The 25,085-nt window shown below is 72.0% G+C and carries 26 protein-coding genes and 2 tRNA genes; 8 read left to right on the forward strand and 20 right to left on the reverse strand.

Going from position 1 to position 25,085, the window contains the following annotated elements:
- The gene (locus tag BJ982_RS40200; protein WP_184875933.1) at positions 1–975 is read left to right on the forward strand and encodes a phosphotransferase; all 975 of its coding nucleotides are present in this window, start codon (positions 1–3) and stop codon (positions 973–975) included.
- 77 nt (positions 976–1,052) lie between these two features.
- Positions 1,053–2,621 (forward strand): amino acid permease, encoded by a 1,569-nt coding sequence (locus BJ982_RS01800; protein ID WP_184875935.1) that lies wholly within the window; start codon positions 1,053–1,055, stop codon positions 2,619–2,621.
- Positions 2,622–2,675: 54 nt separating this feature from the next.
- Here the strand turns inward: BJ982_RS01800 and lipB are convergent, their stop codons facing one another.
- The gene (lipB, locus tag BJ982_RS01805) at positions 2,676–3,326 is read right to left on the reverse strand and encodes a lipoyl(octanoyl) transferase LipB (protein WP_239123724.1); all 651 of its coding nucleotides are present in this window, start codon (positions 3,324–3,326) and stop codon (positions 2,676–2,678) included.
- Positions 3,327–3,372: 46 nt separating this feature from the next.
- On the reverse strand, positions 3,373–3,570 hold the full coding sequence (locus BJ982_RS01810) for a PspC domain-containing protein (protein ID WP_184608545.1): 198 nt from the start codon (positions 3,568–3,570) through the stop codon (positions 3,373–3,375).
- 139 nt (positions 3,571–3,709) lie between these two features.
- On the opposite strand from BJ982_RS01810, the gene BJ982_RS01815 reads away from it, so the two are divergent.
- A complete protein-coding gene (locus BJ982_RS01815) occupies positions 3,710–4,300 on the forward strand; it encodes an LURP-one-related family protein (protein ID WP_184875937.1) in 591 nt (196 codons plus the stop codon).
- Here BJ982_RS01815 and BJ982_RS01820 read toward each other — a convergent pair.
- From BJ982_RS01820 to deoC, 5 genes are all read right to left on the reverse strand, one after another.
- Complete coding sequence (locus BJ982_RS01820; RefSeq protein WP_184875939.1) at positions 4,257–5,252, reverse strand: lysylphosphatidylglycerol synthase transmembrane domain-containing protein; 996 nt, start codon at positions 5,250–5,252, stop codon at positions 4,257–4,259. The genes BJ982_RS01815 and BJ982_RS01820 overlap by 44 nt on opposite strands.
- 270 nt (positions 5,253–5,522) lie before the next feature.
- Positions 5,523–6,395: an aldehyde dehydrogenase family protein gene (locus tag BJ982_RS01825; protein ID WP_184875941.1), complete on the reverse strand. Its 873-nt coding sequence runs from the start codon at positions 6,393–6,395 to the stop codon at positions 5,523–5,525.
- Positions 6,388–6,597: a hypothetical protein gene (locus BJ982_RS01830; RefSeq protein ID WP_184875943.1), complete on the reverse strand. Its 210-nt coding sequence runs from the start codon at positions 6,595–6,597 to the stop codon at positions 6,388–6,390. The genes BJ982_RS01825 and BJ982_RS01830 overlap by 8 nt, the downstream gene beginning before the upstream one ends.
- Entirely contained in the window at positions 6,581–8,020 is a 1,440-nt protein-coding gene (locus tag BJ982_RS01835; protein ID WP_184875945.1) for an aldehyde dehydrogenase family protein, read from the reverse strand. The genes BJ982_RS01830 and BJ982_RS01835 overlap by 17 nt, the downstream gene beginning before the upstream one ends.
- A 110-nt stretch (positions 8,021–8,130) precedes the next feature.
- Positions 8,131–9,093 (reverse strand): deoxyribose-phosphate aldolase, encoded by a 963-nt coding sequence (gene deoC, locus BJ982_RS01840; protein ID WP_184888331.1) that lies wholly within the window; start codon positions 9,091–9,093, stop codon positions 8,131–8,133.
- A gap of 263 nt (positions 9,094–9,356) precedes the next feature.
- Here deoC and BJ982_RS01845 point away from each other — a divergent pair, with 263 nt between their 5' ends.
- The 4 genes from BJ982_RS01845 to BJ982_RS01860 all read left to right on the forward strand — a co-directional run bounded on the left by BJ982_RS01845 (position 9,357) and on the right by BJ982_RS01860 (position 14,868).
- Positions 9,357–9,521, forward strand: a complete 165-nt coding sequence (locus BJ982_RS01845; RefSeq protein WP_184875947.1) for a hypothetical protein — start codon at positions 9,357–9,359, stop codon at positions 9,519–9,521.
- Between the two features lie 220 nt (positions 9,522–9,741).
- Entirely contained in the window at positions 9,742–12,627 is a 2,886-nt protein-coding gene (locus BJ982_RS40205; RefSeq protein WP_184875949.1) for an ATP-binding protein, read from the forward strand.
- A 337-nt stretch (positions 12,628–12,964) separates the two neighbouring features.
- Positions 12,965–13,531: a TMEM165/GDT1 family protein gene (locus tag BJ982_RS01855; protein ID WP_203959464.1), complete on the forward strand. Its 567-nt coding sequence runs from the start codon at positions 12,965–12,967 to the stop codon at positions 13,529–13,531.
- A 95-nt stretch (positions 13,532–13,626) separates the two neighbouring features.
- Positions 13,627–14,868 (forward strand): IS701 family transposase, encoded by a 1,242-nt coding sequence (locus BJ982_RS01860; RefSeq protein ID WP_184875953.1) that lies wholly within the window; start codon positions 13,627–13,629, stop codon positions 14,866–14,868.
- A gap of 126 nt (positions 14,869–14,994) precedes the next feature.
- On the opposite strand, the gene BJ982_RS01865 is transcribed toward BJ982_RS01860, so the two are convergent.
- From BJ982_RS01865 to BJ982_RS40210, 13 genes are all read right to left on the reverse strand, one after another.
- Positions 14,995–16,131 (reverse strand): UDP-N-acetylmuramate dehydrogenase, encoded by a 1,137-nt coding sequence (locus BJ982_RS01865; protein ID WP_184875955.1) that lies wholly within the window; start codon positions 16,129–16,131, stop codon positions 14,995–14,997.
- A gap of 88 nt (positions 16,132–16,219) precedes the next feature.
- The gene (locus BJ982_RS01870; protein ID WP_184875957.1) at positions 16,220–16,615 is read right to left on the reverse strand and encodes a hypothetical protein; all 396 of its coding nucleotides are present in this window, start codon (positions 16,613–16,615) and stop codon (positions 16,220–16,222) included.
- A gap of 82 nt (positions 16,616–16,697) precedes the next feature.
- Complete coding sequence (locus BJ982_RS01875) at positions 16,698–17,126, reverse strand: MaoC family dehydratase (protein ID WP_184875959.1); 429 nt, start codon at positions 17,124–17,126, stop codon at positions 16,698–16,700.
- A complete protein-coding gene (locus BJ982_RS01880; protein ID WP_184875961.1) occupies positions 17,123–17,572 on the reverse strand; it encodes a MaoC family dehydratase N-terminal domain-containing protein in 450 nt (149 codons plus the stop codon). The genes BJ982_RS01875 and BJ982_RS01880 overlap by 4 nt, the downstream gene beginning before the upstream one ends.
- A 407-nt stretch (positions 17,573–17,979) precedes the next feature.
- Positions 17,980–18,144 carry a 50S ribosomal protein L33 gene (gene rpmG, locus BJ982_RS01885; RefSeq protein ID WP_184608557.1) on the reverse strand — a complete coding sequence of 55 codons (165 nt, stop codon included), beginning with the start codon at positions 18,142–18,144 and terminating at the stop codon, positions 17,980–17,982.
- A 76-nt stretch (positions 18,145–18,220) separates the two neighbouring features.
- Positions 18,221–18,294: transfer RNA gene (locus tag BJ982_RS01890), tRNA-Met, on the reverse strand.
- A 221-nt stretch (positions 18,295–18,515) separates the two neighbouring features.
- Positions 18,516–18,588, reverse strand: a tRNA-Thr gene (locus BJ982_RS01895).
- A gap of 123 nt (positions 18,589–18,711) precedes the next feature.
- Positions 18,712–18,930: a transposase gene (locus BJ982_RS01900; RefSeq protein WP_184875963.1), complete on the reverse strand. Its 219-nt coding sequence runs from the start codon at positions 18,928–18,930 to the stop codon at positions 18,712–18,714.
- Positions 18,931–19,064: 134 nt separating this feature from the next.
- A complete protein-coding gene (locus tag BJ982_RS01905) occupies positions 19,065–19,589 on the reverse strand; it encodes a MarR family winged helix-turn-helix transcriptional regulator (RefSeq protein WP_184875965.1) in 525 nt (174 codons plus the stop codon).
- A 51-nt stretch (positions 19,590–19,640) separates the two neighbouring features.
- Positions 19,641–20,516: a YceI family protein gene (locus tag BJ982_RS01910; RefSeq protein ID WP_184888334.1), complete on the reverse strand. Its 876-nt coding sequence runs from the start codon at positions 20,514–20,516 to the stop codon at positions 19,641–19,643.
- Between the two features lie 19 nt (positions 20,517–20,535).
- Positions 20,536–23,001 (reverse strand): MFS transporter, encoded by a 2,466-nt coding sequence (locus BJ982_RS01915; protein ID WP_203959446.1) that lies wholly within the window; start codon positions 22,999–23,001, stop codon positions 20,536–20,538.
- Complete coding sequence (locus tag BJ982_RS01920; protein WP_184875967.1) at positions 22,998–23,465, reverse strand: MarR family winged helix-turn-helix transcriptional regulator; 468 nt, start codon at positions 23,463–23,465, stop codon at positions 22,998–23,000. Before BJ982_RS01920 ends, BJ982_RS01915 begins: the two co-directional genes overlap by 4 nt.
- A gap of 173 nt (positions 23,466–23,638) precedes the next feature.
- The gene (locus BJ982_RS40210) at positions 23,639–24,229 is read right to left on the reverse strand and encodes a MarR family winged helix-turn-helix transcriptional regulator (protein ID WP_203959447.1); all 591 of its coding nucleotides are present in this window, start codon (positions 24,227–24,229) and stop codon (positions 23,639–23,641) included.
- Between the two features lie 134 nt (positions 24,230–24,363).
- On the opposite strand from BJ982_RS40210, the gene BJ982_RS01930 reads away from it, so the two are divergent.
- Positions 24,364–25,023, forward strand: coding sequence for an FMN-dependent NADH-azoreductase (locus BJ982_RS01930; protein ID WP_184875971.1), 660 nt, complete (start codon positions 24,364–24,366; stop codon positions 25,021–25,023).
- The last annotated feature ends 62 nt before the right edge of the window (positions 25,024–25,085 follow it).

Here is a 25,085-nt window from a genome sequence, read left to right on the forward strand (position 1 = left end):
GTGCCAGATGTGCTCGCCTCGGCACTCGAACGCGTCGCGGCATGGGCGGGCCGCCCCGTCGTCCACACCCCGATCACGGGCGGGCTCAGCCACCACGTCGTCCGCGTCGAGACCGGCACGGGCGAGCGCTGGGTGCTGCGCGTCCTCGACCCGCGCGTGTCCGCCGCCGGGCTCGGCATCCCCCTCGACCTGGAGATCGCCAACACCGAGCGCGCGGCGGACGCCGGGGTCGGCGCGCGGGTGCTCCTGCGGCTCCCCGGCGCGGTGCTGCTGGAGCACATCGACGGCGTCACCCTCGACGCGGCGGCCGTCCGCGATCCGGCGATGACCGGGCGCGTCGCGGACGCCTGCCGCCGCCTGCACGCGGGCCCGCGCTTCGCCACCGACTTCTCGATCTTCCGCAAGCTGGAGGAGCTGCTGGCCCTGTGCCGGGCCCACGAGCTGAGGACCCCGGACGGCTTCGAGGACCGTCTGCCCGTCGTCCCCGAGATCGAGGCGGCGCTGGAGGCGCGCCGCCCGCCCGACGTCCCCTGTCACAACGACCTGCTGCCCGCCAACTTCATCCTCGACGGCGCCGCCGTGCGCATCGTCGACTACCAGCTGTCCGGCAACAACGACCCCGCCTTCGAGCTCGGCGACATCGCCGCGGAGGCCGAGTACGACCCCGAGATGGTCACGCGGCTGACCCGCGCCTACTTCGGGGACGAGGAGCCCGCGGCGAGGGTCAGGCTCCATCTGATCATGTCGAACCTGACGTGGACGCTGTGGTTCAGCGTCCACCACGGCCTGCTCGCCGACCGGGCCGCCGCCGCCGGCTTCGACTACGACGCCGAAGCGGCGGGCAAGTTCGCGCGGGCCGCGCGCGACCTGGACGCCCCCGAGTTCGGCCCGCTCATCGACGACGCCAGGGGACGCCGCGCGCCCGCCCGGCCCCGCACGCCGTCGCCTCCCCGTCCCCCCGACCGGCCCCGGTAGAGCGCCCGCTCCGCCCCGGCCATCCGCTGCCCCGTCCCCGCGCACCCCCCGCACCACCGCGCACGCAAGGAGGCCCGATGGCCCAGCAGTCCCCCCTCGACGACGACGCCCGACGCCTGGCCCAGCTCGGATACAAGCAGGAGCTGGCGCGAACCTGGAGCGGCTTCTCCAACTTCGCGATCTCCTTCTCGATCATCTCGATCCTGGCCGGCTGCTTCACGACCTTCTATCAGGCGTGGAACAACGGCGGCCCGCTCGCCATCTCCGTCGGCTGGCCGCTGATCTCGGCGTTCATCCTCGTCATCGGCTTCTGCATGTCCGAGCTGGTGTCGGCCTACCCGACCGCGGGCGGCATCTACTGGTGGGCCGCGAAGCTCGGCAGGCCCGTCCACGGGTGGTTCACCGGCTGGCTGAACCTGATCGGCCTCATCGCGGTCACCGCGTCCGTGGACTACGGCTGCGCGACGTTCCTCAACCTCACGATCGGCCTGTTCAGCGACGGCTGGGCCGCGGGCGACCCGTTGCGGCAGACGTTCGCGCTGTTCGCGGTGATCCTCGTCCTGCACGCGCTGATCAACATCTACAGCCACCGGCTGATCTCGGTGCTGCAGAACGTCTCGGTGTGGTGGCACGTCGCCGGCGCGGCCGTGGTCGTGCTCATCCTGGTCCTCGCCCCGGCGAAGCACCAGAGCGTCGGCTTCCTGTTCGAGACCTTCAACCACTCCGGCTTCGGCTCCGGCGCCACCGGGCCGACGTTCTGGCTGTACGTGCTGCCGCTCGGCTTCCTGCTCACGCAGTACACGATCACCGGCTTCGACGCCTGCGCCCATGTCTCGGAGGAGACGCACGGCGCGGCCATGAGCGCGGCCAAGGGCCTGTGGAGGTCGATCTTCTACTCGGCGATCGGCGGCTGGGTGCTGTTGCTGTCGTTCCTGTTCGCCGCCACCGACGTCGAGGCGGTGAACGCGGCGGGCGGCCAGGTCAGCGCGATCTTCATGACCGCGCTCACGCCCACGCTGGCGAAGGTCGTCTTCGGCATCTCCACGATCGGGCAGTTCTTCTGCGGGATGAGCTGCGTGACCTCGATGTCCCGCATGACCTACGCCTTCTCCCGGGACGGCGCGGTCCCCGGCTGGCGGCTCTGGTCACGCGTCGACCGCAACCGGACGCCGGTCAACGCGATCGTCGCGGGCTGTCTCGTGGCGCTGCTGATCACGATCCCCGCCCTGTACGCGCCGGAGGGCTCCAAGGTGCCGGTCGCGTTCCTCGCCGTCGTGTCGATCGCGGTCATCGGCCTCTACCTGGCGTTCCTGATCCCGATCTGGCTGCGGCTGCGCATGGGCGCGGCCTTCCAGCCCGGGCCGTGGACGCTCGGCCCCCGGTACAAGGTGCTCGGCTGGATCGCGGTCGTGGAGATCGCCGTGATCGCGATCTACTTCGTGCTGCCGGTGGCCCCCGCCGGGGTGCCGGGCGCCGACGGCTTCACCTGGACGGCCGTCAACTACGCGCCGCTCGCGGTGGGGGCCGTGCTGGCCGCCATCGCCGTGTGGTGGTTCGTCTCCGCCCGCCGCTGGTTCACCGGGCCGCGCCGCACCGTCGACGACGCGACCGGCGGGCCCGCGCGCGACCCGGAGCCGGTCGGCTGACCCCTCGAACGTACGGCTCGCGCCGGCACGGTTGGCGCGAGCCGTACCCCCGCCTCAGGCGCCGAACGCCGCCGCGACGACCTGGCGGACGTGCTCGGCGGCGGGGGCCTGCCCGAGCTCGTTCGCCAGCGAGGTCATCTGGACGTCCGGCATGCCGCAGGCGACCGCGTACCCCCACGGGGAGAGGTCGCCGTCGACGTTGAGGGCGAAGCCGTGGCTGGTGACGCCGCGGCTCGCCCGCATGCCGATGGACACGATCTTGCGGCCGGTGTCGCGGGTCCAGACGCCGGTGAGCAGCTCCGAGCCCGGCGGGGTGTCGCGGCGCTCCGCGGGCAGGCCGAGCGCGCCGAGGGCGTCGACGATCCGCAGCTCGACCTCGCGGACGTAGTCGACGACGCCTTCGTCCGGCCGGAGCTTGACGATGAGGTACCCGACGAGCTGGCCGGGGCCGTGGTAGGTGAGCTGGCCACCCCGGCCGGTCGACACGACCGGGATGCCCCGCGAAGGATCGGGAAGGTGCTCGGGGAGCGTGCGCTTCCCGGTGGTGAACACCTGTGGGTGGCTGAGCAGCCACAGGGTGTCCGGCCTGTCGTCCCGCTGGCGGGCCTCGACCAGCTCGGTCATGCGGTCCATGGCCTTCTCGTAGTCGACGAGATCGTCCTCGATGAGGGCCAGAGGCCGCGCGCGTAGAGTTGCTTCGCTCACGCCTTCGAGCATACGTCCCATGAATGGACGATTCAGGCGGGGTGGCTCACCAGCCACCCATGGACGCGCGGGACGGCGCCTTGGGGATGAAAACCCACATGAGCAGGTAGATGATGAACTGCGGCCCGGGCAGGACGCAGGACAGCAGGAACAGCAGCCGCACCATGGTGGGCCGCCAGCCCCACTTCTCGGCGAGGCCACCGCAGACGCCGGCGATCATCTTGTGTTCTCGGGACCGGTACATCTCTCTCCTCCCCCGGAATGTTCTTCACTTCGTCCAACGGTCTTGTCCTCTGCCCGGTTCCGGGATGTTCATTCGGCCGCCATCCCGGCTCAGAGCCCGGACCGCGGGGGAAGGGCCCTACAGTGGCTATCCCCCGACCATGGAGAGCGACGTGGACTTCGCGACCTTGCAATCGCAGCACCGGCTGCTCGTGCGCCAGAAGATCACCATGATGGTGAACCGCTACGTGGTCCACCTGGAGCAGCCCGACGGGTCGGAAGGCCCGATGGTCGCCTTCGCCGAGCAGAAGCGCCTGGCCTTCAAGGAGCAGGTGACGCTCTACACCGACGACACCCGGCAGTACGTCCTGGCCGGGTTCAAGGCCCGGCAGGTCATCGACCTCGGCAGCGGCTACGACGTCCTGGACCACAACGGGCAGCCGATCGGCTTCTTCAAGAAGGACTTCGCCGCGTCCCTGCTCCGCTCGACGTGGCACTTCCAGCAGCCGGGCATGCCCACCTTCACCGGCCAGGAGCGCAGCCTGCTCGTGAGCCTGCTGCGCCGGTTCGCCGACTCGCTGTCGTGGCTGCCCTACCACTTCGACTTCGGCGTGGGCGCGCAGAGGGCCTTCTCGGTGGACCGCAAGTGGGGCCTGCGCGACCGGTACATCGTCGACATCCACGACCCCCGGCTGGACCGCCGCCTGATCATCGCGATGGCCGTCGCCCTGGACGCCCTGCAGGCGCGATGACGTTCAGCGTCAGCCAGGCGCCCCATCCCACGATCAGCACGCCCCAGTACGAGATCAGCCGGTAGATCGCCACCACGGCCGCGGCCGCGGCGCCCGCCATCCCGGCCCCCGCGAACGTCGCCGCCATCCCCAGCTCGGCGATGCCGAGACCGCCGGGCACCAGCGCCAGCACGCCCGCGGCCTTGGCGGCGACGTAGCCGAGCAGCACCGTGTGGGGGCCGACGGCGACCCCCGCGGCCAGGCACACGGCGGCGAGGCAGGCGATGTCGAGCAGCCAGTTGAGCAGCGCGAGGCCCGGCAGCACCACCGCGTCCCCGCGGGTGAGCGAGATCGCCGCGCGCGCGTCCCGCAGTCCCTCGACCAGGGACCGCGCGCGGCCTCCCCGGTTCGCCAGCCACGCGGCGGCGCCCCGGGGCCGGAACCGCACGGCGAGCGCGACGGCCAGGGCCGCGGCCGGCAGGCCGAACGCGACCGGGACGCGGGTCGCGGGCTCGGCGAGCAGCGCCACCACGCCGAGGGCCAGGAACGTCATCGTGGAGGACACCGCGACCAGCACCAGGGCGGCGGCGATGAGCGGCGTGGTCGCGCCCAGCAGGCGGAGCTGCCGGGTGATGTAGGCGACGCTGAGCACCTGGCCGCCGGGCAGCGAGTTGGAGACCGCGGTGCGGGCGTAGGTGACGGCGACGGCGCGGTGCAGCGTGAGGTGCGCGCCGCCCGCGCCGAGCAGGTGGCGGATCAGCCGGGCGTAGGCGCGCATGGACGCCGCCTCCGCGGTCACCGCGACGATCAGCCAGCCGGGGTGCGCGCCGGTCATCAGTGCCCAGACCTCGCGGGGATCGGGCAGGCGGTCGCGAAACGAGACGGCCACGAAGGCCACGGCGGCGATCGCGAGCACCCGGACGGCCAGCCGGCCCCGCGAGCGGGACGTGGCGCGCGGGGGTGTCGACACCATCGCCTCCTCGGCAGGATCATGACGCCCGCCGGCGGGCCGGGCGAGTGCCGGACTCCGACAGTTGCCCGGCCGGATCTTTCCGGGTTCCCGAAACGGGCGCGTCAGCCCGGAGACCACGTCCGTCGCCGGAAGGAATCCGCCCCTCAGACATACCATTCCTACACAAAGCAGACACCAAGCGCCCCCTGCCCTTCCGCGGGCACCAATCGACGAAAAGGGGCGCCCGGCACGCGCCGGACGCCCCTTGCGCGGCCGTGGAGGCCGCTTCGGCTACACGCCCATCGGATGCCAGACCGTCTTGGTCTCCAGGAAGGCCGTCAGCCGCTCGACGCCCGGGTCGGCGAACCAGTCGACCTTGCCGGCCGGGGGACGCAGGACGCGCTTGAGGTTCTCGGCGGCGTCGCGCTCGCAGGCCACCGCGAGGTCCGCGGGGCAGCCGGTCAGGTCGATGGCGTTGACGTCCATGTGGGAGGCCAGCCACGGGGCCAGCTCGGCCACCCGGCCGGTGAGCAGGTTCACCACGCCGCCGGGCAGGTCGGAGGTGGCCAGCACCTCGCCGAAGGTGATCGCCGGGAGCGGCGCACGCTCGGAGGCCACCACCACGCACGTGTTGCCGCTGACGATCACCGGCGCGACGACCGAGACCAGGCCGAGCAGCGGCCCCATCGGCGGCGCCACCACGGCCACCACGCCGGTCGGCTCGGGGGTCGAGAGGTTGAAGTACGGCCCCGCGACCGGGTTGGCCGCCCCGCGGATCGCGCCGAGCTTGTCCGACCAGCCCGCGTACCAGACCAGCCGGTCGACGGCGGCGTCCACCAGCTCGCCCGCCTTGCGCGCCGACACGCCGTCGGCGTCGACCAGCTCGGCCGCGAACTGGGCGCGGCGGCCCTCCAGCATCTCGGCGACGCGGTAGAGGATCTGGCCCCGGTTGTAGGCGGTCGCCCCGGACCAGCCGGGGAACGCCTTGCGCGCCGCCGACACCGCGTCACGGGCGTCCTTGCGGGAGGCCAGGGCGGCGTTGGCCAGGAAATCGCCCTTGGAGGAGGTCACCGCGTAGGACCTTCCGCTCTCCGACCGAGGGAACGCCCCGCCGATGTACAGCTTGTACGTCTTGCGTACGGCCAGCCTGCCGGGCTCAGTCATCGCCTCTCCAGGTCATCTCCTCCGAGGAGAGCCGCGCCTGCACGACGACCTGGTGGCAGCGGCTCACCCCGCAGCGGTGGGCGAACCAGCCCCGGCGGGCGGGCGAGGCCGCGTATCCGGCACGGGCGTAGGCGCGGCCCCGGGTGGTCTGCGCGCGCCGCGCGCGGCGCGGCCCCCTGCGGTGCTCACATGGGTCGGACATCGAGATACGCCTCCAATCCGTGCCTGCCGCCCTCGCGGCCGTATCCGGACTCCTTGTAACCGCCGAACGGCGACGCCGGGTCGAACCGGTTGAAGGTGTTGGCCCACACCACGCCGGCGCGGAGCCTGTCGGCCATCCACAGGATGCGCGAGCCCTTCTCGGTCCACACCCCGGCGGACAGGCCGTACGGCGTGTTGTTGGCCTTCTCGACGGCCTCGGCGGGGGTGCGGAAGGTCAGGACCGACAGGACCGGGCCGAAGATCTCTTCCCGGGCGATCCTGTGCGACTGCGCCACGCCGGTGAACAGGGTGGGAGGGAACCAGAATCCCTTCTCGGGGATGGGACAGGACGGGGACCAGCGCTCGGCGCCCTCCCGCTCCCCCGCCTCGCTCAGTTCCCTGATCTTGGCGAGCTGGGCCGCGGAGTTGATCGCCCCGATGTCGGTGTTCTTGTCCAGCGGGTCGCCCATGCGCAGCGTGGACAGGCGCCGCTTGAGCGCGCCCAGCAGCTCGTCCGCGATCGACTCCTGGACGAGCAGGCGGGAGCCGGCGCAGCAGACGTGGCCCTGGTTGAAGAAGATGCCGTTGACGACGCCCTCGACGGCCTGGTCGAGCGCGGCGTCCTCGAAGACGATGTTGGCGGCCTTGCCGCCCAGTTCGAGCGTGACCCTCTTGCGCGTCCCGGCGACGGACCTGGCGATCAGGCGTCCGACCTCCGTGGAGCCGGTGAAGGCCACCTTGTCGACGTCCGGGTGGTCCACCAGCGCCCGGCCGGTGTCGCCCGCGCCGGTGACGATGTTGACCACGCCGGGCGGCAGGTCGGCCTGCCGGCAGATCTCGGCGAAGGCGAGCGCGGTCAGCGGGGTGGTCTCGGCCGGCTTGAGGACCACGGTGTTGCCGCAGGCCAGCGCGGGCGCGATCTTCCAGGCCAGCATGAGCAGCGGGAAGTTCCACGGGATGACCTGCGCGGCCACGCCGAGCGGCCTCGGGGCCTGGCCGAGCCCCGCGTGCTCCAGCTTGTCGGCCCATCCGGCGTAGTAGAAGAAGTGCGCGGCGACCAGGGGGAGGTCGACGTCGCGCGACTCGCGGATCGGCTTGCCGTTGTCCAGGGATTCGAGGACGGCCAGCTCGCGGGCGCGCTCCTGGACGATCCGGGCGATCCTGAACAGGTACTTGGCGCGTTCGCGGCCGGGGAGCCGTCCCCAGACCGAGTCGTACGCCTTGCGCGCCGCGGCGACGGCCCGGTCGACGTCGGCCTCGTCGGCGTGCGCGAACTCGGCCAGGACCTCCTCGCTCGCGGGGTTGATCGTCTTGTCGCGGGCGTCGCCCAGCGAGTCGACCCACTCGCCGTTGATGAAGAGCCCGTAGGTCGGCCGGATGTCGACGATGTCGCGCGACTCGGGCGCCGGTGCGTACTCAAACATGGAGTCCGCCTCGGTCGAGGGTGAAGTATCGACACATCACGCTGCCAGCGTAGAGGGTCGCCCGGCGTGCTCCGAGGGAACATTTCGGGCACCAGGCGCCCGGCGCGCCGTCAGTCGAGGGTGAAGTAGTCCGGCCCGGAGTAGCGGCCCGTGGCCATCTTCCCGCGCTGCATCAGCAGGTCGTTGAGGAGGCTGGAGGCGCCGAGGCGGAACCACTCGGGGGTCAGCCAGTCCTCGCCCGCGGTCTCGTTGACCAGGACCAGGTACTTGACGGCGTCCTTGGTGGTGCGGATGCCGCCCGCGGGCTTGACCCCCACCATGCGGCCGGCCCGGTCGCGGAAGTCGCGCACCGCCTCCAGCATCACCAGCGTGACCGGCAGCGTCGCGGCCGGGGACACCTTGCCGGTCGAGGTCTTGACGAAGTCGGCCCCCGCGATCATGGCGAGCCAGGACGCGCGGCGCACGTTGTCGTACGTCGCCAGCTCGCCGGTCTCCAGGATCACCTTCAGGTGGGCGTCCCCCTTGCCGGCGGCGGCGTCACGGGCGCAGGCCGCCTTCACCGCGACGATCTCGTCGAACACCTTGCGGTAGTCGCCGGACAGGAAGGCGCCGCGGTCGATCACCATGTCGATCTCGTCGGCGCCCGCCGCCACGGCCAGCTCGGTGTCGCGCACCTTGACCTCCAGCGACGTGCGGCCGCTCGGGAAGCCGGTCGCCACGCTCGCCACCCGCACGCCCGAGTCGCCGAGCGCCTCGACGGCGCGCCCGACCAGGTCGGGGTAGACGCAGACGGCCGCGACCTTCGGGACCGAGGGGTCGCCCGGGTCGGGGTGGACGGCCTTGGCGCACATCGCCCGCACCTTGCCCGGAGTGTCGGCGCCTTCCAGGGTGGTCAGGTCCACCATGGAGATGGCCAGGTCGATGGCCCGCGCCTTGGCGGTGGTCTTGATGGAGCGGGTGCCCAGCATCGCGGCACGCTGGTCGGCGCCCACCCGGTCGACGCCGGGCAGGCCGTGCAGGAACGCCCGGAGGGTCGCGTTCGAGGCCGCGACCTCCGTGAACGAGGTCGTCACAGTTGACACGGTCCCAGCATCCCCGACGGGGCCCGGTTGGTCCAACCGCGCCCGGCGCCGCCCCTCCGCGCCGTCCGGACCACGACCGCCCCGACCTGCGTGAACGCGGGCCGTCCTCGCCCGTCTAAGGCCCCCTCAGGTATGCCTAGGCGGCGCCGGGCGCGGAATAGGCCCGGAGATAAGGCATCCGCCCGATGTGGGGAGGGGGGCCTTAGCCGGAGTCTAGAGGTGTCAGAGAAAGCGACACCGCAAGGAGAACCGGGATGTCCCCCGAGATTCACTACCAGCTCATCGTCGACCGCGTGGCCGAGCTGCACCGCGAGGCCGACGACCACCGCAGGGCCCGCGAGGTCACCAACGGGAAGGCCGCCGCGAGCCGTCCGCAGCGGCGGATGCGCGCCGTCTTCGGCAAGCTCCGCACCTCGTGAACGGCCGGCACGGCGTTCGTGCCGGCCACCGCGGGGGCGCGGCCGCACGGACGACCACCGACCACACCGACGACACCGAGAACGGGCAACCGAACACCCCGAAGCCCGGCCGGAGCCTCCCTCCCGGCCGGGCCTGCCGTCCCCCGTGACCCGCCCGGCGGGCCCCCGGGCGGGGCCCTGCCTGCGGAAAACCAGTCCGTTACATCCCGAAGGTCATGACATGCTGGCAGACATGCTGGGCCGGATGGTGAGCCCCGTCTTCGTGGGACGGGAAGACGAACTGCGAACACTGTCCGAGGCGTTCGAGCAGGCGCGCAAGGAGGCCGCCTCGGCCGTGCTCCTCGGCGGCGAGGCGGGCGGCGGCAAGACCCGCCTGGTGACGCGCTTCGCCGACGACGCCGCGAACGCGGGCGCGCACGTGCTCGCCGGCGGGTGCGTCGAGCTGTCCACGGAAGGGCTGGCCTACGCGCCCTTCACCGCGGCCCTGCGCCAGCTCGTCAAAGAGATGGGCGCGGCCGACGTCGCGGCCCTGCTCCCGGACGGCGCGGCGCGCGACCTGGCGCGGCTGCTGCCGGAGTTCGGCGAGCCGAGCGGCGACAGGGAGACCGAGACCGGCAGGGCACGGCTGTTCGAGCAGTTCCTCACCCTTCTGGAACGCCTCGCCGAGCGCCGCGCGGTCGTCCTGGTCATCGAGGACGTCCACTGGGCCGACCGCTCCAGCCGCGACCTGATCGCCTTCCTGAGCCGCAACCTCAGGACCGCGCCGGTCATGATGATCGTCACCTACCGCTCCGACGAGCTGCACCGCCAGCATCCCCTGCGCCCCGTCCTGGCCGAGCTCGGCCGGGTGGAGGGCGTAGTCCGGCTCGACCTGCCCCGCCTCAGCAAGGCGGAGGTCGCCGCGCAGATCGCCGGCATCCTCGGCGCGGCCCCCGAGTTCGGGCTGGTCGAGAGCGTCTACCAGCGCAGCGAGGGCATCCCGCTGTTCGTGGAGGCGCTGATGGAGCGCGAGGACGACTGCAACGTCCCCGAGTCGCTCCAGGACCTCATCATCGGCTCGGTCGAGCGGCTCCCCGAGGAGACCCAGCGCGTGCTGCGCGTCGCCGCCGCCGGGGGCAACCGCGTCGGCCACCCGCTGCTGGCCGCCGTGACCGGCCTGTCCGACGTCGACCTGGAGAGCGCGCTGCGGCCCGCGATCGCGCGCAACGTCATCCAGGTGGCCGACGGCCGCGCCTACGTCTTCCGCCACGCGCTGATCCGCGAGGCCGTCCACGACGAGATGCTGCCCGGCGAGCACAACCGCGTCCACGCGCGCTTCGCCGAAGAGATCGACCGCGACCGCAAGCTGGTCCCGCCCGGCCGCGCGGCGATCGAGATCGCCCACCACTGGTACTCCGCCCGCGACCACCTGTGGGCGCTGATCTCCGCCTGGGAGGCCGCGGGCAAGGCCGCGCGGGCGTTCGCCTACACCGAGCAGATCCAGCTCCTCGAACGCGTCCTGGCGCTGTGGGACCGGGTCCCCGACGCCGCCGAACGTATCGGCGCCGACCACACCACGGTCCTGGAGCTGGCCTCGGAGGCCGCGGCGATCAGCGGCGAGCCCGAACGCGGCATGAAGTTCGTCAAGGCCGCGCTGGCCGAGCTGGACGAGACCGCCGAGCCCGAACGGGTGGCCGCCCTGCTCGTGCGGCGGGCCGGGCTCAAGACGGACAAGGGCCGGCGGGGCGGCCTCGACGACCTCACCTACGCCGAGCGGCTGGTGCCCGAACCCGGCTACGCCCGCGCGCACGTCCTGGCCAGGCTCGGCTCGCACCTGATGTTCGTCAACCGGACGGTCGAGGGCAGCCGTCTCACCGAGGAGGCCCTCGGCATCGTCCGGACCATCGGCGACGAGTGCCTGGAGGCCGAGCTTCTCACCAACCTCGCGCTCGGGCAGTCCCTGGCCGGCGACCTGGAGACCACGCTCCTCACCAACGACCGCGCCGCCGAGATCGGACGCGGCCTGAAGACCGGGCGCATCGTCCTGCGCGCGCTCGGCAACAACGTGGACGCGCTGAACAACCTCGGCCGCTCCGCGGAGGCCGTCGAGCTCGCCCTGGAGGCCGAGGGCCTGGCCAGGAAGTACGGCCGCTACCGCGTCTCGGGCTGCTTCATCGCCAACAACCGCGCCGAGGCCCTCACCTCGCTCGGCCGCTGGGACGAGGCCGTCGAGGTCGTCCGGCAGGCCCTCACCCTGGACCCGATCCCGAAGACGCGCGGGTACCTCCTGCAGACGCGGGCCGACATCGCGGCGTGCCGGGGCGAGGTCGAGCTGCTGGAGCGGCTGCTCGGCGAGCTCGGCGCCCTGCACGGCGAGCCCAACGAGCTGTCCCAGGAGTGGATGAACAACACGCGGCTGCTGATCGACCTGCACCTGCTGCGCGGCGACCCGCTGCAGGCGCTCAAGGTGACCGAGACGCTGCTGTCGGAGTCGTCCCGCCAGGCGTACTCCAGCAAGCCCATGCTGGGCTGGCGCGCCCTGAACCAGAGCAGGCGGACCTGCGAGGCCGCCGCCGTCGTCGACCCCGGCGCCGCCTGCGCCGTGCGGGCCCGTGCCACCGAGATGGCCGCGGCGCTCGGCGAGGGCGGACCGGTCGCCGCGGCGTTCCGGCTGTCGTTCTACGGCGACTTCGCGGCGGCCGAGGAGTCCTGGCGGCGGCTCGGCCGCCCGTTCCCCCGGGCGCGGATGCTGACCGGCCTCGCGGAGGCCGCGGCCACGGCCGGGGACCGCGACCAGGCCGCCGCGCTGCTGCGCCAGGCGCACGAGATCGCCGCCGCGCTCGGCGCGCGGCCTCTGGCCGCCGAGGTCGAGGCGCTGAGCCGCCGCCTCGGCGCGGCGGTCGCCGAGACGCCGTCGCCGGGGCAGGGCCCGGCCGACCTGACGCCCCGGGAGACCGAGGTGCTGCGCCTTGTCGCCCTCGGGCGCTCGAACCGGGACATCGCCGCCGAACTGTTCATCTCCGCAAAGACGGTCAGCGTGCACGTGTCCAACATCCTGGCGAAGCTGGGCGTCTCCACGCGCGGCGAGGCGGCCGCCGCCGCCCACCGCCACTCCCTGCTCGCCTGACCCCGGCCGCGGCATTCTTTACCCTTCCCTAGTTCCCCGCTGGGACAGGGGTTCGCGGCGTCCGCGCGTCCGTGACCTCCTCTTGCCCGTCGGAGCGTCGCGCTGGAGCGGAGGTGGATCGGATATGGTGGCGGTGAAACACCGAAGGGGAGTAGTCCCAATCGCGTGATCGACATGCTGGCGCAAGCCCGGTCGCGCGGGCCTCGGCATCGAGGCGGACGAGACCTTCGGCCTGGTGGCAATGCACGCACGCCGCCGGGCCGAGGTCGCGCGCCCTGAGACTCCCGCGGTGCACGCTTCCAGGCCCGGTGGCGGGAACATGGAAGGGCGACCCCCCGTGGAAGCGTTCTGGATCAGCCTCGGCGTCATCTTCGTGGCGGAGCTCGGCGACAAGAGCCAGCTCATGGCCATGACGTTCGCGACGCGCTTCAAACCCTGGCCGGTGCTCGCCGGCATCACCATCGCGACCGCGGTGGTCCACCTGTTCAGCGTCGGGCTCGGCGGGCTCATCGGCGACGCGCTCCCCACGACGGCCATCTCGATCGCCGCGGGCGTCGCGTTCCTCGGCTTCGCGCTGTGGACGCTGCGCGGCGACGAGCTGAGCGAGGCGGAGTCCCAAAAGGCCCAGCGCACGACCAGGAACGCGCTGATCGCGGTGACCGTGGCCTTCTTCCTCAGCGAGCTCGGCGACAAGACCATGCTGGCGACGATCACGCTGGCGACCCGGCACGGCTGGTTCGGCACCTGGATCGGCTCCACGATCGGCATGGTCGCCGCCGACGCCCTCGCCATCCTCGTCGGCCGCCTGCTCGGCAGGCACCTCCCCGAGAAGGTCATCCGGTACGGCGCCGCCGCCGCCTTCGCCCTGTTCGGCGTCCTGCTGCTCCTCGAACCCCTGCTCTGACCACGGCTCCGGAGACCCGCGACGGCCCCTAGTAGTGCTTTGTTAGGTCGGCGTGTCGCGGCGTGCTGTGGCGGTGCGGGTAGTTTCATGCTGCGGTGACCCCTCATGAGCTTTCGGTTGTGCGGCAACGTCTTGAGGCGTTCGCGGCGGAGATGTTCGCGCCTTTGGCCCGCTCGGATCAGCGGGCCAAGGGGCTGACGTATGTGCGTGGGTTGCTGCTGGAGGGGCGGCGTAAGTCGATGCAGCCGATGGCCGAGCGGCTGGGGGTGGATCACCAAGGGTTGCAGCAGTTCGTGACCACCTCGACGTGGGACACCGGGGCGGTGCGGGCCAGGGTGGCCCGCCGGGCGGTCGAGGTGGTGGGACCGGTGGCGTGGGTGGTCGACGACACGGGTTTCCCTAAGGACGGCACGGGCTCGCCGTGTGTGGCCCGGCAGTACTCCGGCACGTTGGGGAAGGTGGCGAACTGCCAGATCGGGGTGAGTGTCCACGCGGTCACCGACACCGCCTCCTGCCCGCTGGATTGGCGGCTGTTCGTTCCGGCGTCATGGGATGACCAGGCCGCCGGCGCCGAAACCCGTCCGCAGGTCCTCGCCCGGCGGGGCCGTTGCGGGATTGCCGAGGATGAGCATCACCGTCCCAAGTGGATGATGGCGGTGGAGATGCTCGATGCCCTGGCCGAAGCGGGGGTGCGGCCACCGCTGGTGGCCGCGGACGCCGGCTACGGCGACAACAGCCGGTTCCGCAGCGCCTTGGACGAACGCGGGATCGGGTACGTCGTGCAGGTCAAGGGTGACGCTCTGGCCCACGCTGCTGAGGTGGTGCCGGTCGAGCGGGTCTGGCCGGGGCGTGGCCGGCCCCCGGTCCGGACCGGCCTGCGTTACCCGGGTACCGCGGTGAGCCTGGCCGAGCACGTCCAGGCCGCCGGCCGGGCCGCTACGGTGCCGATCACCTGGCGGGAGGGCTCCAAAGGGATCATGAGCTCTGAGTTCGTCTTTCTGCGGGTGCGCCCGGCCGGGCACCGGGTCGCCCGTGACAGCGACGGCACTCTGCCGGAGCGGTGGCTGATCGCCCAGTGGCCCGAACAGGAGGACGAGCCGGTCAAGTACTGGCTGTCCAGTCTGCCCGCCGGCACCGATCTGGCCGACCTGGTCCGGCTGGGAAAGATCCGCTGGCGGATCGAACACGACTACCGCGAACTCAAGACCGGCCTTGGACTCGACCACTTCGAGGGCCGCTCCTGGACCGGCTGGCACCGCCACGTCACCCTGGTCACCGCCGCACACCTGTTCATCACCATGCTGCGCCTGGACCCAAAAGCGGCTGCGCCGGCCTGACCCTCTACAAGGTCATCCGCGAGCTGCAGCTACTGCTCGCGACCTGGACCGGCGCATGCCCCACCTGCCACCGCTCACTGAAACGATTACGCCGCAACAGCCATCAACAGACCTAACAAAGCACTACTAGAGGGTGAGGCCGACCAGGATGGGCTCGTTCACCAGGGTCACGCCGAACTTCGCCTCGACGCCGTCGCGGACCTCCCGCGCCAGGGCCAGCAGGTCCGCGGCCGTCGCCGCCCCGTGGGACGGCTCCGCGACGTGCCCGGCGGCGGACGGCGCGACGGCCATGGCCTCGGGGTCGGTCGGGAAGCCGGTGACGTGCAGGCCGCCGGGGTTGGTCAGCGCCAGCGTGTGCTTGGTGGAGATGCGGGCCGGGCCGCGGCGGTAGCCCTTGGGGAAGCCCGCGTGCTCGATCAGCCAGGCGGCCGGAACCTTCACCGCGCCCGCCGGCATCGGCCAGCCGGGGAAGTCCGGGGCCCGGAGCTTCAGCTCGGCGGCCCGCTCGGCGTCGAGGATCGGGTTGGTGAAGAACGAGCCCGCGCTACAGGTGTCGGGGTCGGCGGCGTCCAGCACCATGCCCTTGCCGCGGCGCAGGTCCAGGACGGCCGTGCGCGCCTCGTGCAGGGAGACCCGGTCGCCGATCGCCACGCCGAGCCGCGCCGCCAGCTCCTTGTACTCCACCGGGCCGGACTTGTCGGTCCTGTCCAGCTCGTAGGTGACGGACAGCACGACGTAGCGGGAAAGATCATCTTTGAACGCGCTGTGCCGGTAGGCGAAGCCGCACTGCCCGGCGTCCAGGTCGAGCAGCGTGCCGGAGCGCCGGTCGTACACACGCACGCCGGAGATCGTCTGCGCGACCTCCTGCCCGTAGGCGCCGACGTTCTGGATGGGCGTCGAGCCGACCGAGCCGGGGATGCCGGACAGGCACTCGACCCCGGACCAGCCCTCCGCGACCGCGCGGGCGGCCAGGGCGTCCCAGTCCTCCCCCGCCTGCGCGGTGACCACCGCCCGGCCGTCCCGCTCGTGGACCTCCACCCCGCGCGTGGCGACCCGGACGACCAGGCCGTCGAAGCCGTCGTCGGAGATCACGAGGTTGCTGCCGCCTCCGAGCAGCAGGACCGGCTCGCCGGCGCGGTCGGCCTCGGCCACCAGCGCGACCAGCTCGTCGCCGGAGTGCGCCTCCACGAAGGCGCGGGCGGGCCCGCCCACCCTCAACGTGGTGTACGGGGCGAGCCGTACACCTGCCACACGGTCAGCCATGCACCTTCCCCAAGACCCCGAGACCCGATGGCGCGCGCCGGCGGCGCGCGCCGGCACTCAGCCTAGACCGGCCCGCGCGCCCGCTTCGCTACCGGTCGTCCTCGGAGCGGTCCCGGCGGTCGTCGTCCCCCGCGTGGGAGGGACTCGGGGTGCGGTGGCCGGCCGCGGCGGGCGGGGACTGCACGTGGCCGCCGGGCTCCGGCGTGGCCTCGATCGCCTGGTCCAGCCGCGAGGCGGCGAGCGTCGAGTCCCACAGCACCTGCGAGCTGACCGCCCGCTCGGCGCCGGGGTCGCGGCGCGTCGCGTCGTCGGCGTCGGGAGTGCGGGCGTCGGCGGCGTCCGCGGCCTCGTCGCGCGCCTCGGCGTGCCGCTCCTCCACGGCCTCGACGGCCCTCTCCGGCCTCTGCCGTTCTCCTCCGGTGTCGGGTCTGTTCCCGCTCCGCCGCTCGGCGGGGCGTTGTTCGTGCTCAGGTGTGTCGTTCACGCTGCCCCAGTACCCATCGGGCAGGGAAGCATTCGGGCGCGCGGGTCAAGTCCGGTCGAGTCCGGTCCTGGCGCGGTGCGGGTCAGGCGAGGCGCACGACCGCGCCGGCCTTGGACAGCACCCGGGCGTCGCCGGACCTGGCGGTCAGCGCGACCACGACCCGGTTGTCGCCGAGCTTCTCCCGGACGACCCCGCTGACGGTGATCACCGCGCCCTCGTCGTTGTCGGGGACGACGACCATGGACGAGAAGCGCACGCCGTAGTCGAGGACGGCCCCGGGGTCGCCGGCCCAGTCGGTGACGAACCGTGCGCCCTGGGCCATGGTGTACATGCCGTGCGCGATCACATCGGGCAGGCCCACGGCCTTGGCGTGCCGCTCGTTCCAGTGGATCGGGTTGAAGTCGCCGGACGCGCCCGCGTACATGACCAGGTCCACGCGGTGCACGCGGTACTCGGCCGCGGGGATCTCGTGACCGGCCTCGACCTCGTCGTACTTCACGGTCGCGGTCACGCGGCCCCTCCGCGCTCGATCAGGATGTTGTAGGTGGTGCAGACCGGCTCGCCGTGGACGGTGGTCACCTCGCTGGTGACGGTGACCAGCTCGTTGCGGCCCAGGCTGCGGATCTCGGAGATCGTGGAGGTGCAGAGCAGCTCGTCCCCCGCGTAGATGGGGCGGACGTAGGAGAACCGCTGCTCGCCGTGGACGACCATCGCGTAGTCGAGGCCGAAGGCGGGGTCGGCGAGCGCCTCCGCGGCGCCGCCGAGGGTGAACACGATGGGGAAGGTGGGCGGGGCCAGGACGTCGGGGTGCCCGGCCGCGCGGGCGGCCTCGGGCTCGCGGTAGAGCGGGCTGGGGTCGCCGATCGCGGCCGCGAACTCCCTGATCTTGACGCGGCTCACCTCGTAGGGCGTGGACGCGTGGTACGTCCTCCCGACGAAGTCGCGGTTCAAAGCCATCGTGCCGGTGCCCTTTCCCGAGGCGGTCCTGCCCGACGGTAACAGGACGACCCGCGGCCACGCCCATGCCACGGCGAGCGGTGCGAAGCCGCGGATTCACGCCGGTCGATGACGGCCATCTGTGGCCAACGCCTGCTGGTCGGCCGGTGGCACGTCTTCCCGCACACCCCTGGCCGTGGCGGCATGGCTGCGGACACGCGAAAAGCCGACGCTCCGTTCTGGAACGCCGGTCATTCGCGAAGCGGGGCACCGCCGCGTCCCCGGGCACGATGGCTCAGGGACCCCTGTGCCGGGCGAGCCCGGCACCTCAGGCCGGCGCCCGGGAATGGCGACGACCGTCTACGGGACTCGGCCCCGTGAGGGACCGCCCCTCACCCACGCGCCCACGCGCGGGGCGTCGTGCGTGCCTAGCGCGTCTCGCGGTGCGCGCGGTGGCACTTGCAGTTGGGGCAGTACTTCTTGAGCTCAAGCCGGTCCGGGTCGTTGCGCCGGTTCTTCCGGGTGATGTAGTTCCGGTGCTTGCACTCCTGGCAGGCCAGCGTGATCTTCGGCCTAACGTCGGTGGCAGCCACGTGGGAGTGCCTTTCTACGTTCGGGACACATGGACGACCCGCACCCGGCCTCCGTGGAGGGAACCGGGGAGGGTAGTAGCGGAGGCGGGACTTGAACCCGCGACACAGCGATTATGAGCCGCTTGCTCTGCCTGACTGAGCTACTCCGCTTCATGGCCGGCGAAATCGACCGGCCTCGAAAGGATACCCGACCTGTTCGGCGATCGCGCACACGTGTTCACGTACCCGACCTGGCCTGGATGATCCAAGTATGCCTGATCGCTGGACGCCTGCACTTCCCCTATTTTCACAGGCCGACTTTGAGCGCGGTCTGATATCGCTCAAGCGAAAAGCCCTACCCCGGAAGCCGGGAAAGGGCGTTTGCGCTGCCGAGCCCCTTTACGGAATCGAACCGTAGACCTTCTCCTTACCATGGAGACGCTCTGCCGACTGAGCTAAAGGGGCCTGCCGCTCGCATCTCGCGTCACCGCGGCGCGCTGCGGACAGGTGTAACCATACACGGACCCCGCGGCCGACGCGAATCAGAACGCCCACCAGGGCACGACCTGGAGACGCGTCGGAAAGGGGTCAGCGGGCGGCCTCGCGGCGCCCGCGCGCGGGCCGTTCACCGAAGGGCAGAGCGATCACTTCGCACAGGTCCGCGAGGTCGACATGGCGTCGAAGTTCGTCGACGGAGAAGCAGTCCGCGACGTGCTCGCCGTGCCGCCGGAGACGGAGCACCTGGCGGTCGCCGCACATCGCGCCCGTGATCTCGTAGCCGTCGGGCCCGACCCAGCGCGTCTCCATAGCCGGACAGAGTATGCCTAATCACCCGTAGTTTCTCGAAATGACACGCTTCGCTATGGCACCAACCGCCCCTTCACCATGAAAGGGCACGTCGAACCCCGGAGACCCCGCCAGGGATCCCCGGGTGTTCCGCCTCACCGCTGGCCGGACGCGCCCTGGCCCTCCGGTCCGGTGTTCTCGCCGAGCGCGTTGAAGCGCTCCAGCATGCGGCCGAGCAGCCGGACGTCCTCCTGCGGCCAGGTGCCCAGCAGGGCGTAGAACCGCCGCTGCCGCGCCGTACGGGCCCGGTGGAGCCGCTCACGGCCCTCCTGCGTCAGGTCGAGCAGGTGGGCCCTGCCGTCCAGCGGGTCGGGCTCGCGGCCGATGAGGCCGAGCTCCTCCAGCACCTTGAGCTGGCGGCTGATCGTGCCCTTGCCCACGCCGAAGAACCCGGCGAGATCGCTCGGCCGCGCCGGGGCGGCCTCGTCGATGCGCACCAGGATGCCGTAGGCGCCCGGCTCCAGCTCAGGGTGCACCGCGCGGCCCATCTCGGCGGACAGCGCGCGGGAGCGCCGGAAGAGGATGCCAAGCTGACGTTCGAGCGCGCAGTACGTCTCGTACTCCTCACGGGGAATGCCCCCGAGCGCCTCGACGGGCGGCGCCTCCTGTGTCTCGGTCATCGTGCAGCCTCCTCTCCTCCACACTTTTCCGGTCCTCTGTCCGGGCAACGATCAGGCCTCGGGGATGCGTTCCCCTTGGACGGCCTGAATGTCCAGTTCCACCTTCAGGGTGGCCCCGATCAGCGTGATCCCCGCCTGAACGATCTGGTTGTAGGTCATGGCGAAGTCCTCGCGGCGCAGCTCGGTGGTCGCGCGGAACGCGGCGCGCAGGCCGCCCCACGGGTCCGGGCCCGTCCCGAGGTAGGACAGGTCCAGATCCACGGAGCGGCTGACGCCCGCCATGCTGAGCAGCCCGTGCACGGTCCAGCGGTCCAGCCCCGCCGGGCTGAGCCCGGTGCTCCGGTAGCCGATCACCGGGTGCGCCGCGACGTTGAGGAAGTCGGCCGAGCGCAGGTGGTCGTCCCGCGTCCGGTTGCCGGTGTCGATGGACGCCGCGTCGATCTGTGCGATCACGGCGGAGTCCTCGGCGCGGGCGCCGACGTCGATGTGCCCGGCGAAGGCCGAGAACCGTCCCTGCACGCTGGACAGGCCGAGGTGCTGGGCCGTCGCGGCGATCTTGGAGTGCGCCGGGTCGACCGTCCAGGGGCCGGGCGGGGGCAGTTCGGCGCCGTCCTGGCGGGCCAGGACCAGCACGCCCGCCTCCGCGGCCCCGGAGGCGGTGGCGATCGCCGTGGAGGCGGCCGGCGCGTACCCGATCGCGGTGACCACGACCGTGTACGCGCCGGGGCGCAGCGGCGGAGTCGCCACCGCGCCGTCGGCGTCGGCCGACGCCCGGACCACCTGCTGCCCGGACATGTCGGTCACGGTGACGACGGCGTGCCGCACCGGCCAGCCGTCCTTGGTCCGCACCACGGCGCGCAGCCCCCGCGCGTCCCCGGCGGGGCGCGGGGCCGCGTCCCAGGTGTTCCTGGTGCCGTTGGAGTGCATCACGTCCCGATCCCCTCGCTCAGTCGGCGTGGCCGAGCCACACGTCGTACGGCTCGTCCCCGCGCCCGTTGAGGGTGATCGTGTTCGCCACGGGCGGGTAGCCGCTCGCCACGACGGTGTACTGGCCGCCGGTGAGGTCGGCGAAGGCGTACTCGCCGTCCACGCCGGTCGTCGCCGAGCCGACCACGTTGCCCGCCGCGTCCAGGATCGTGACCCGGGCGTCGGCGAGCGGACCGCCGTCCTTGACCCGGATGGTGCCCCTGACCTGGGCGGCCGGGAGCAACTGGATGTCCTGCCTGGTCTGGCCGGTGCCGACCTCGACCGGCGCGGCGGTGGGACGGTGCCCTTCCGCGCTCACCGTCAGCGTGTAGACGCCGGCGACGATCCCGGCGAAGCCGAAGCCCCCCGCGGGGTCGGTCACGCCCGTCGAGACGACCTCGCCGCGCACGTCGGTGACGACGACCATCGCCTCGGGGACCGGCGCGCCCCCGGCGCCCAGGACCGTGCCGGTCAGCTTGCCGGAACCGGACAGGACCAGGTCGAAGTCCAGCGGCTGGTCACCGACGGCGAGCGTGGCCACCTGCGGGTCGTGGTCGCCCGCCGACGCGATGAGGACGTACGTGCCCCCGCCGGGCGTCCACAGGTCGTAGGAACCGTCGGCCTGCGTGACCGCGCGGCCGAGCTGGTGCCCGCGCACGTCGATCAGCGTGAGCGTGGCGTGCCCCACCGGCACGCCGTCCGAGCCGGTGATGAACCCGCGGATCCCGCTGCCGCCCTCGGCCCGTGCCGCGACCGCGGTGCCACCGCCGAACGTGGCGGTGTCCTCGCCGGTGAAGGCGCCCATGGCGTGGCCGTTGGACTCCGCGACCACGGTGTCGCGCTGGGCGTGGCGACCGGGGGCGGAGGCGCGTTCCTCCACGCCGGCGGCCACGACGGGCTCGGCGTTGGACGTGCGCAGCGGGATCTCCTTGATGAACAGGATGATGATCAGCGCGACCAGCGCGAACGGCGCCGCGTACATGAAGACGTCGCCGACGCCGTGGCCGTAGGAGCTCTCGACCACCGTGCGGATGGGGGCGGGCAGCTTGGAGAGCTGGGGGATCGTGCCGTCGCCCGCGGCGTGGCCCTTGAGGCCGAGCTTGGTCAGCCCCTCCTCCATGTAGTGCATGACCCGGTTGCCGAGCACGGCGCCGAGGGCCGAGACGCCGATCGCGCCGCCGAGGGTGCGGAAGAACGCGACGACCGAGCTGGCCGCGCCGAGCTCCTCGGGCCTGACCTGGTTCTGGACCGACAGGACGAGGTTCTGCATGGTCATGCCGACGCCCACGCCGATGCAGAACATGTAGACGGCGAGGAGCCAGTAGTCGGTGTCGTACCGCAGCGTCGCCATGAGGCCGAACCCGGCGGTGAGGAAGAGGCCGCCGACGACCAGGAAGATCTTCCAGCGTCCGGTCCTGGTGATGATCTGCCCCGCGATGGTCGACGAGAGCGCCAGGCCGAGGATCATCGGCAGGGTCATCACGCCCGCCATGGTCGGTGTCTCGCCCCGGGCGAGCTGGAAGTACTGGCTGAGGAAGGTGGTGGCGCCGAACATCGCGATGCCGACGAACATGCTGGCCGCGACGGCGAGGCTGATCGCGCTGCTGCGGAACAGCCGCAGCGGGACGATGGGCTCCCTCGCCCGAGCCTCGACCAGCAGGAACAGCAGCGCCAGGACCACCGCGCCGCCGACCATCGCGCCGGTCTGCCACGACAGCCAGTCGTACTTGTTGCCCGCGAAGGAGACCCAGACGAGCAGGAGCGACACCGACGCCGTGATGAGGAAGGCGCCCGTCCAGTCGATCTTGACCTCGCGCTTGAGCACGGGGACGTGCAGGGTCTTCTGCAGGACGATCAGCGCGATCACGGCGAAGGGGACGCCGACGTAGAAGCACCAGCGCCAGCCGAGCCAGGAGGTGTCCACGATGACGCCGCCGATGAGCGGCCCGCCGATGGTGGCGAGCGCGAACACCGCGCCGAGGTAGCCGGAGTAGCGGCCCCGCTCCCGCGGCGAGATGATCGCCGCCATGATGACCTGGGCCAGCGCGGTGAGGCCGCCGGCGCCGAGGCCCTGGATGACGCGGGCCCCGATGAGCATGCCCGGGTTCTGCGACAGGCCGGCGATGGCCGAGCCGATGATGTAGATGATCAGGCCGAGCTGCACCAGGACCTTCTTGCTCACCAGGTCGGCGAGCTTGCCCCAGAGGGGCGTGGAGATCGTGGTCGCGAGCAGCACCGAGGTGATGACCCAGGTGTAGGTCGTCTCGTCGGCGTGCAGTTCCGCGATGATCGTGGGGAGGGCGTTGGAGACGACCGTGGACGACAGGATCGCCACGAACATGCCGAGGAGCAGGCCCGACAGGGCTTCCAGGATCTCCTTGTGCGACATGGGGGGAGCCGGGTCGGGTGCCGCCTCCCGCACCCCGGCCGGTACTGCGGTTGTCATCGATGTCCTTTCACTACCGTGGCCGCGCGGTGGGCCCGGTGCGCGTCGAAGCTGTGGCGGAGGCGGCCGAGGAGGAAGGAGAGCTCGGCGACGTCCTCGTCCGTCCAGTCCGCCAGGGCGGTGGCGAGAAGATGGCGCACCTGGCCGAGGGTCTCCTCGGCCACGCGCTCGCCGTCCGGCGTGAGCCGCACGTACCAGGAGCGCCCGTCCCTGGGGTTAGGGACGCGCTCGATCCAGCCACGTTCCTCCAGATCGGCCACGTGCCTGCTCATCACCGACTGATCGACCTCGAACATGCACGCGAGCCGGCCGATGCGCAGCTCGCCGGACCTGCGCAGGGTCATGAGCAGGGCGAGACCGGCACGGTGGCCGGTGAACGGCATGTCGCGCTTGATCACCCTGATCACCGCGCCCATGTCGTGCAGGCCGGCGAGCAGATCGCCGCAGCCTTCCTCCGACACCATGTCCGCCTCCATCTGGTTGCCTTAGGCAAATATATATGATTGCTTTAGGCAACCTTCGGAGGGGTATGTCCACTGATGTCCGATGCGCCGCTCAGGCGTCGGGAAACGCGAAGACACCGGCGGGACCGGCACCGCTCGGCGCCGGCCCGCTCCGGTCGTACTCGCCCGAGGCGCTAGCGGGACCGCTCCCGGTGCGCCGAGATGGTGGCGGCCGAGTCGGCGGCCTCCTCTTCGCAGATCTCCTCGACCACGCCGCAGGCGCCTGGCGAGGGGTCGAGCCGGTCGGCGTGCGCGGCCGCCTTCCGCAGAAGGTCGCGGAAGGCCTCCCCCTGCGCGCCGAGGCCGGACAGGACGTGCGCCTCGACGTCGGCCAGGGCCGCACCGCACTCCGCGTAGACCTCGCGCCCGCGGTCGGTGGCGACGACGCGGCGGCTGCGCCGGTCGAGCGGGTCGGGCTGCCGCCGTACCAGCCCCGCGGCTTCCAGATCGTCGATCAGGTAGGTGAGCACCGTGCGATCGATGCCGAGCTGCGTGGCCATGACGCCCTGGTTCCCGGCGAGTTCCTGAACGGCCGAGACCAGCACCTGGTAGCCGCGGGGACCTCCGGGGATGCCGCTCAGCACCTCCTCGGCCGCGCGGCGATAGGTGCGCAGGAGCACGCCGAGACCCCAGCCGAGATCGCCCCGCAGGGCGTCGGCCGAGGCGCGCGCGGGAGCCGGAGCGCTGGGCTCCGGCGTGGACGACGAACGTGGCGAGGGTCCCACGCCTCCACCGTACCCGCCGAGGCCCATGATCGGCTGACCAAAAGATCTGTGACCAAACTCATCTGCTTGACATATGTTCTGCGCTACATAATATCTGTCGAGCAGAACAAAGCCGTTGAGGAAGGCCCAGTCCGATGATCTTGTTTCGTCTCGACGCCAGCATCCAGGGCGAACGGTCGGTGAGCAGGCAGGTCGCCGACACCGCCGAGGCCGCGTGGCGGCGCGCCACGCCCGCCGGCCAGGTGATCCACCGCGACCTGGCGAAGACGCCGGTCCCCGCCGACGCCTGGGCGCTGGCGGTGGCGGCCAACGGGACCCCCGAGGAGCAGCGCACCGACGCCCAGCGTCGCGCCCTCGCGCTCGCGGCCGAACTGGCGGACGAGATGGCCCAGGCCGACGCCTACCTGCTGGCCGTCCCCCTCTACAACTACGGCGTGTCCCAGCACGTGAAGATCTGGCTGGACCTGCTCTACACCGACCCGCGCTTCGCCCCCGGCACCGAGCCGCTGCTGGCCGGCCGTCCCACCGCGCTGGTCGTCACCCGCGGCGGCGGCTACGGCGAGGGCACCCCCCGCGCCGGCTGGGATCACGCCACCCCCTGGTACCGCCGCATGTTCGGCGACCTGATGCGCATGGACCTGCACGTGAGCGAGGTCGAACTGACGCTCGCCGAGGTCCACGAGTCGATGGCGCCGCTGCGCCCGCTCGCCAAGGAGTCGCTGCGCGCCGGGCACGAGTCCGCCGAGCGGCACGGGCGGATCATCGCCGGGCGGACGGCGTCCGTCCTCACCTGACCTTCCACGGGCCGCGCTACGCGGGCACGGAAAAGGGCCGCCGCGCCCTGGTGGGTCGCGGC

This window comes from Sphaerisporangium siamense (assembly GCF_014205275.1).
Classification (GTDB): Bacteria; Actinomycetota; Actinomycetes; order Streptosporangiales; family Streptosporangiaceae; genus Sphaerisporangium; species Sphaerisporangium siamense.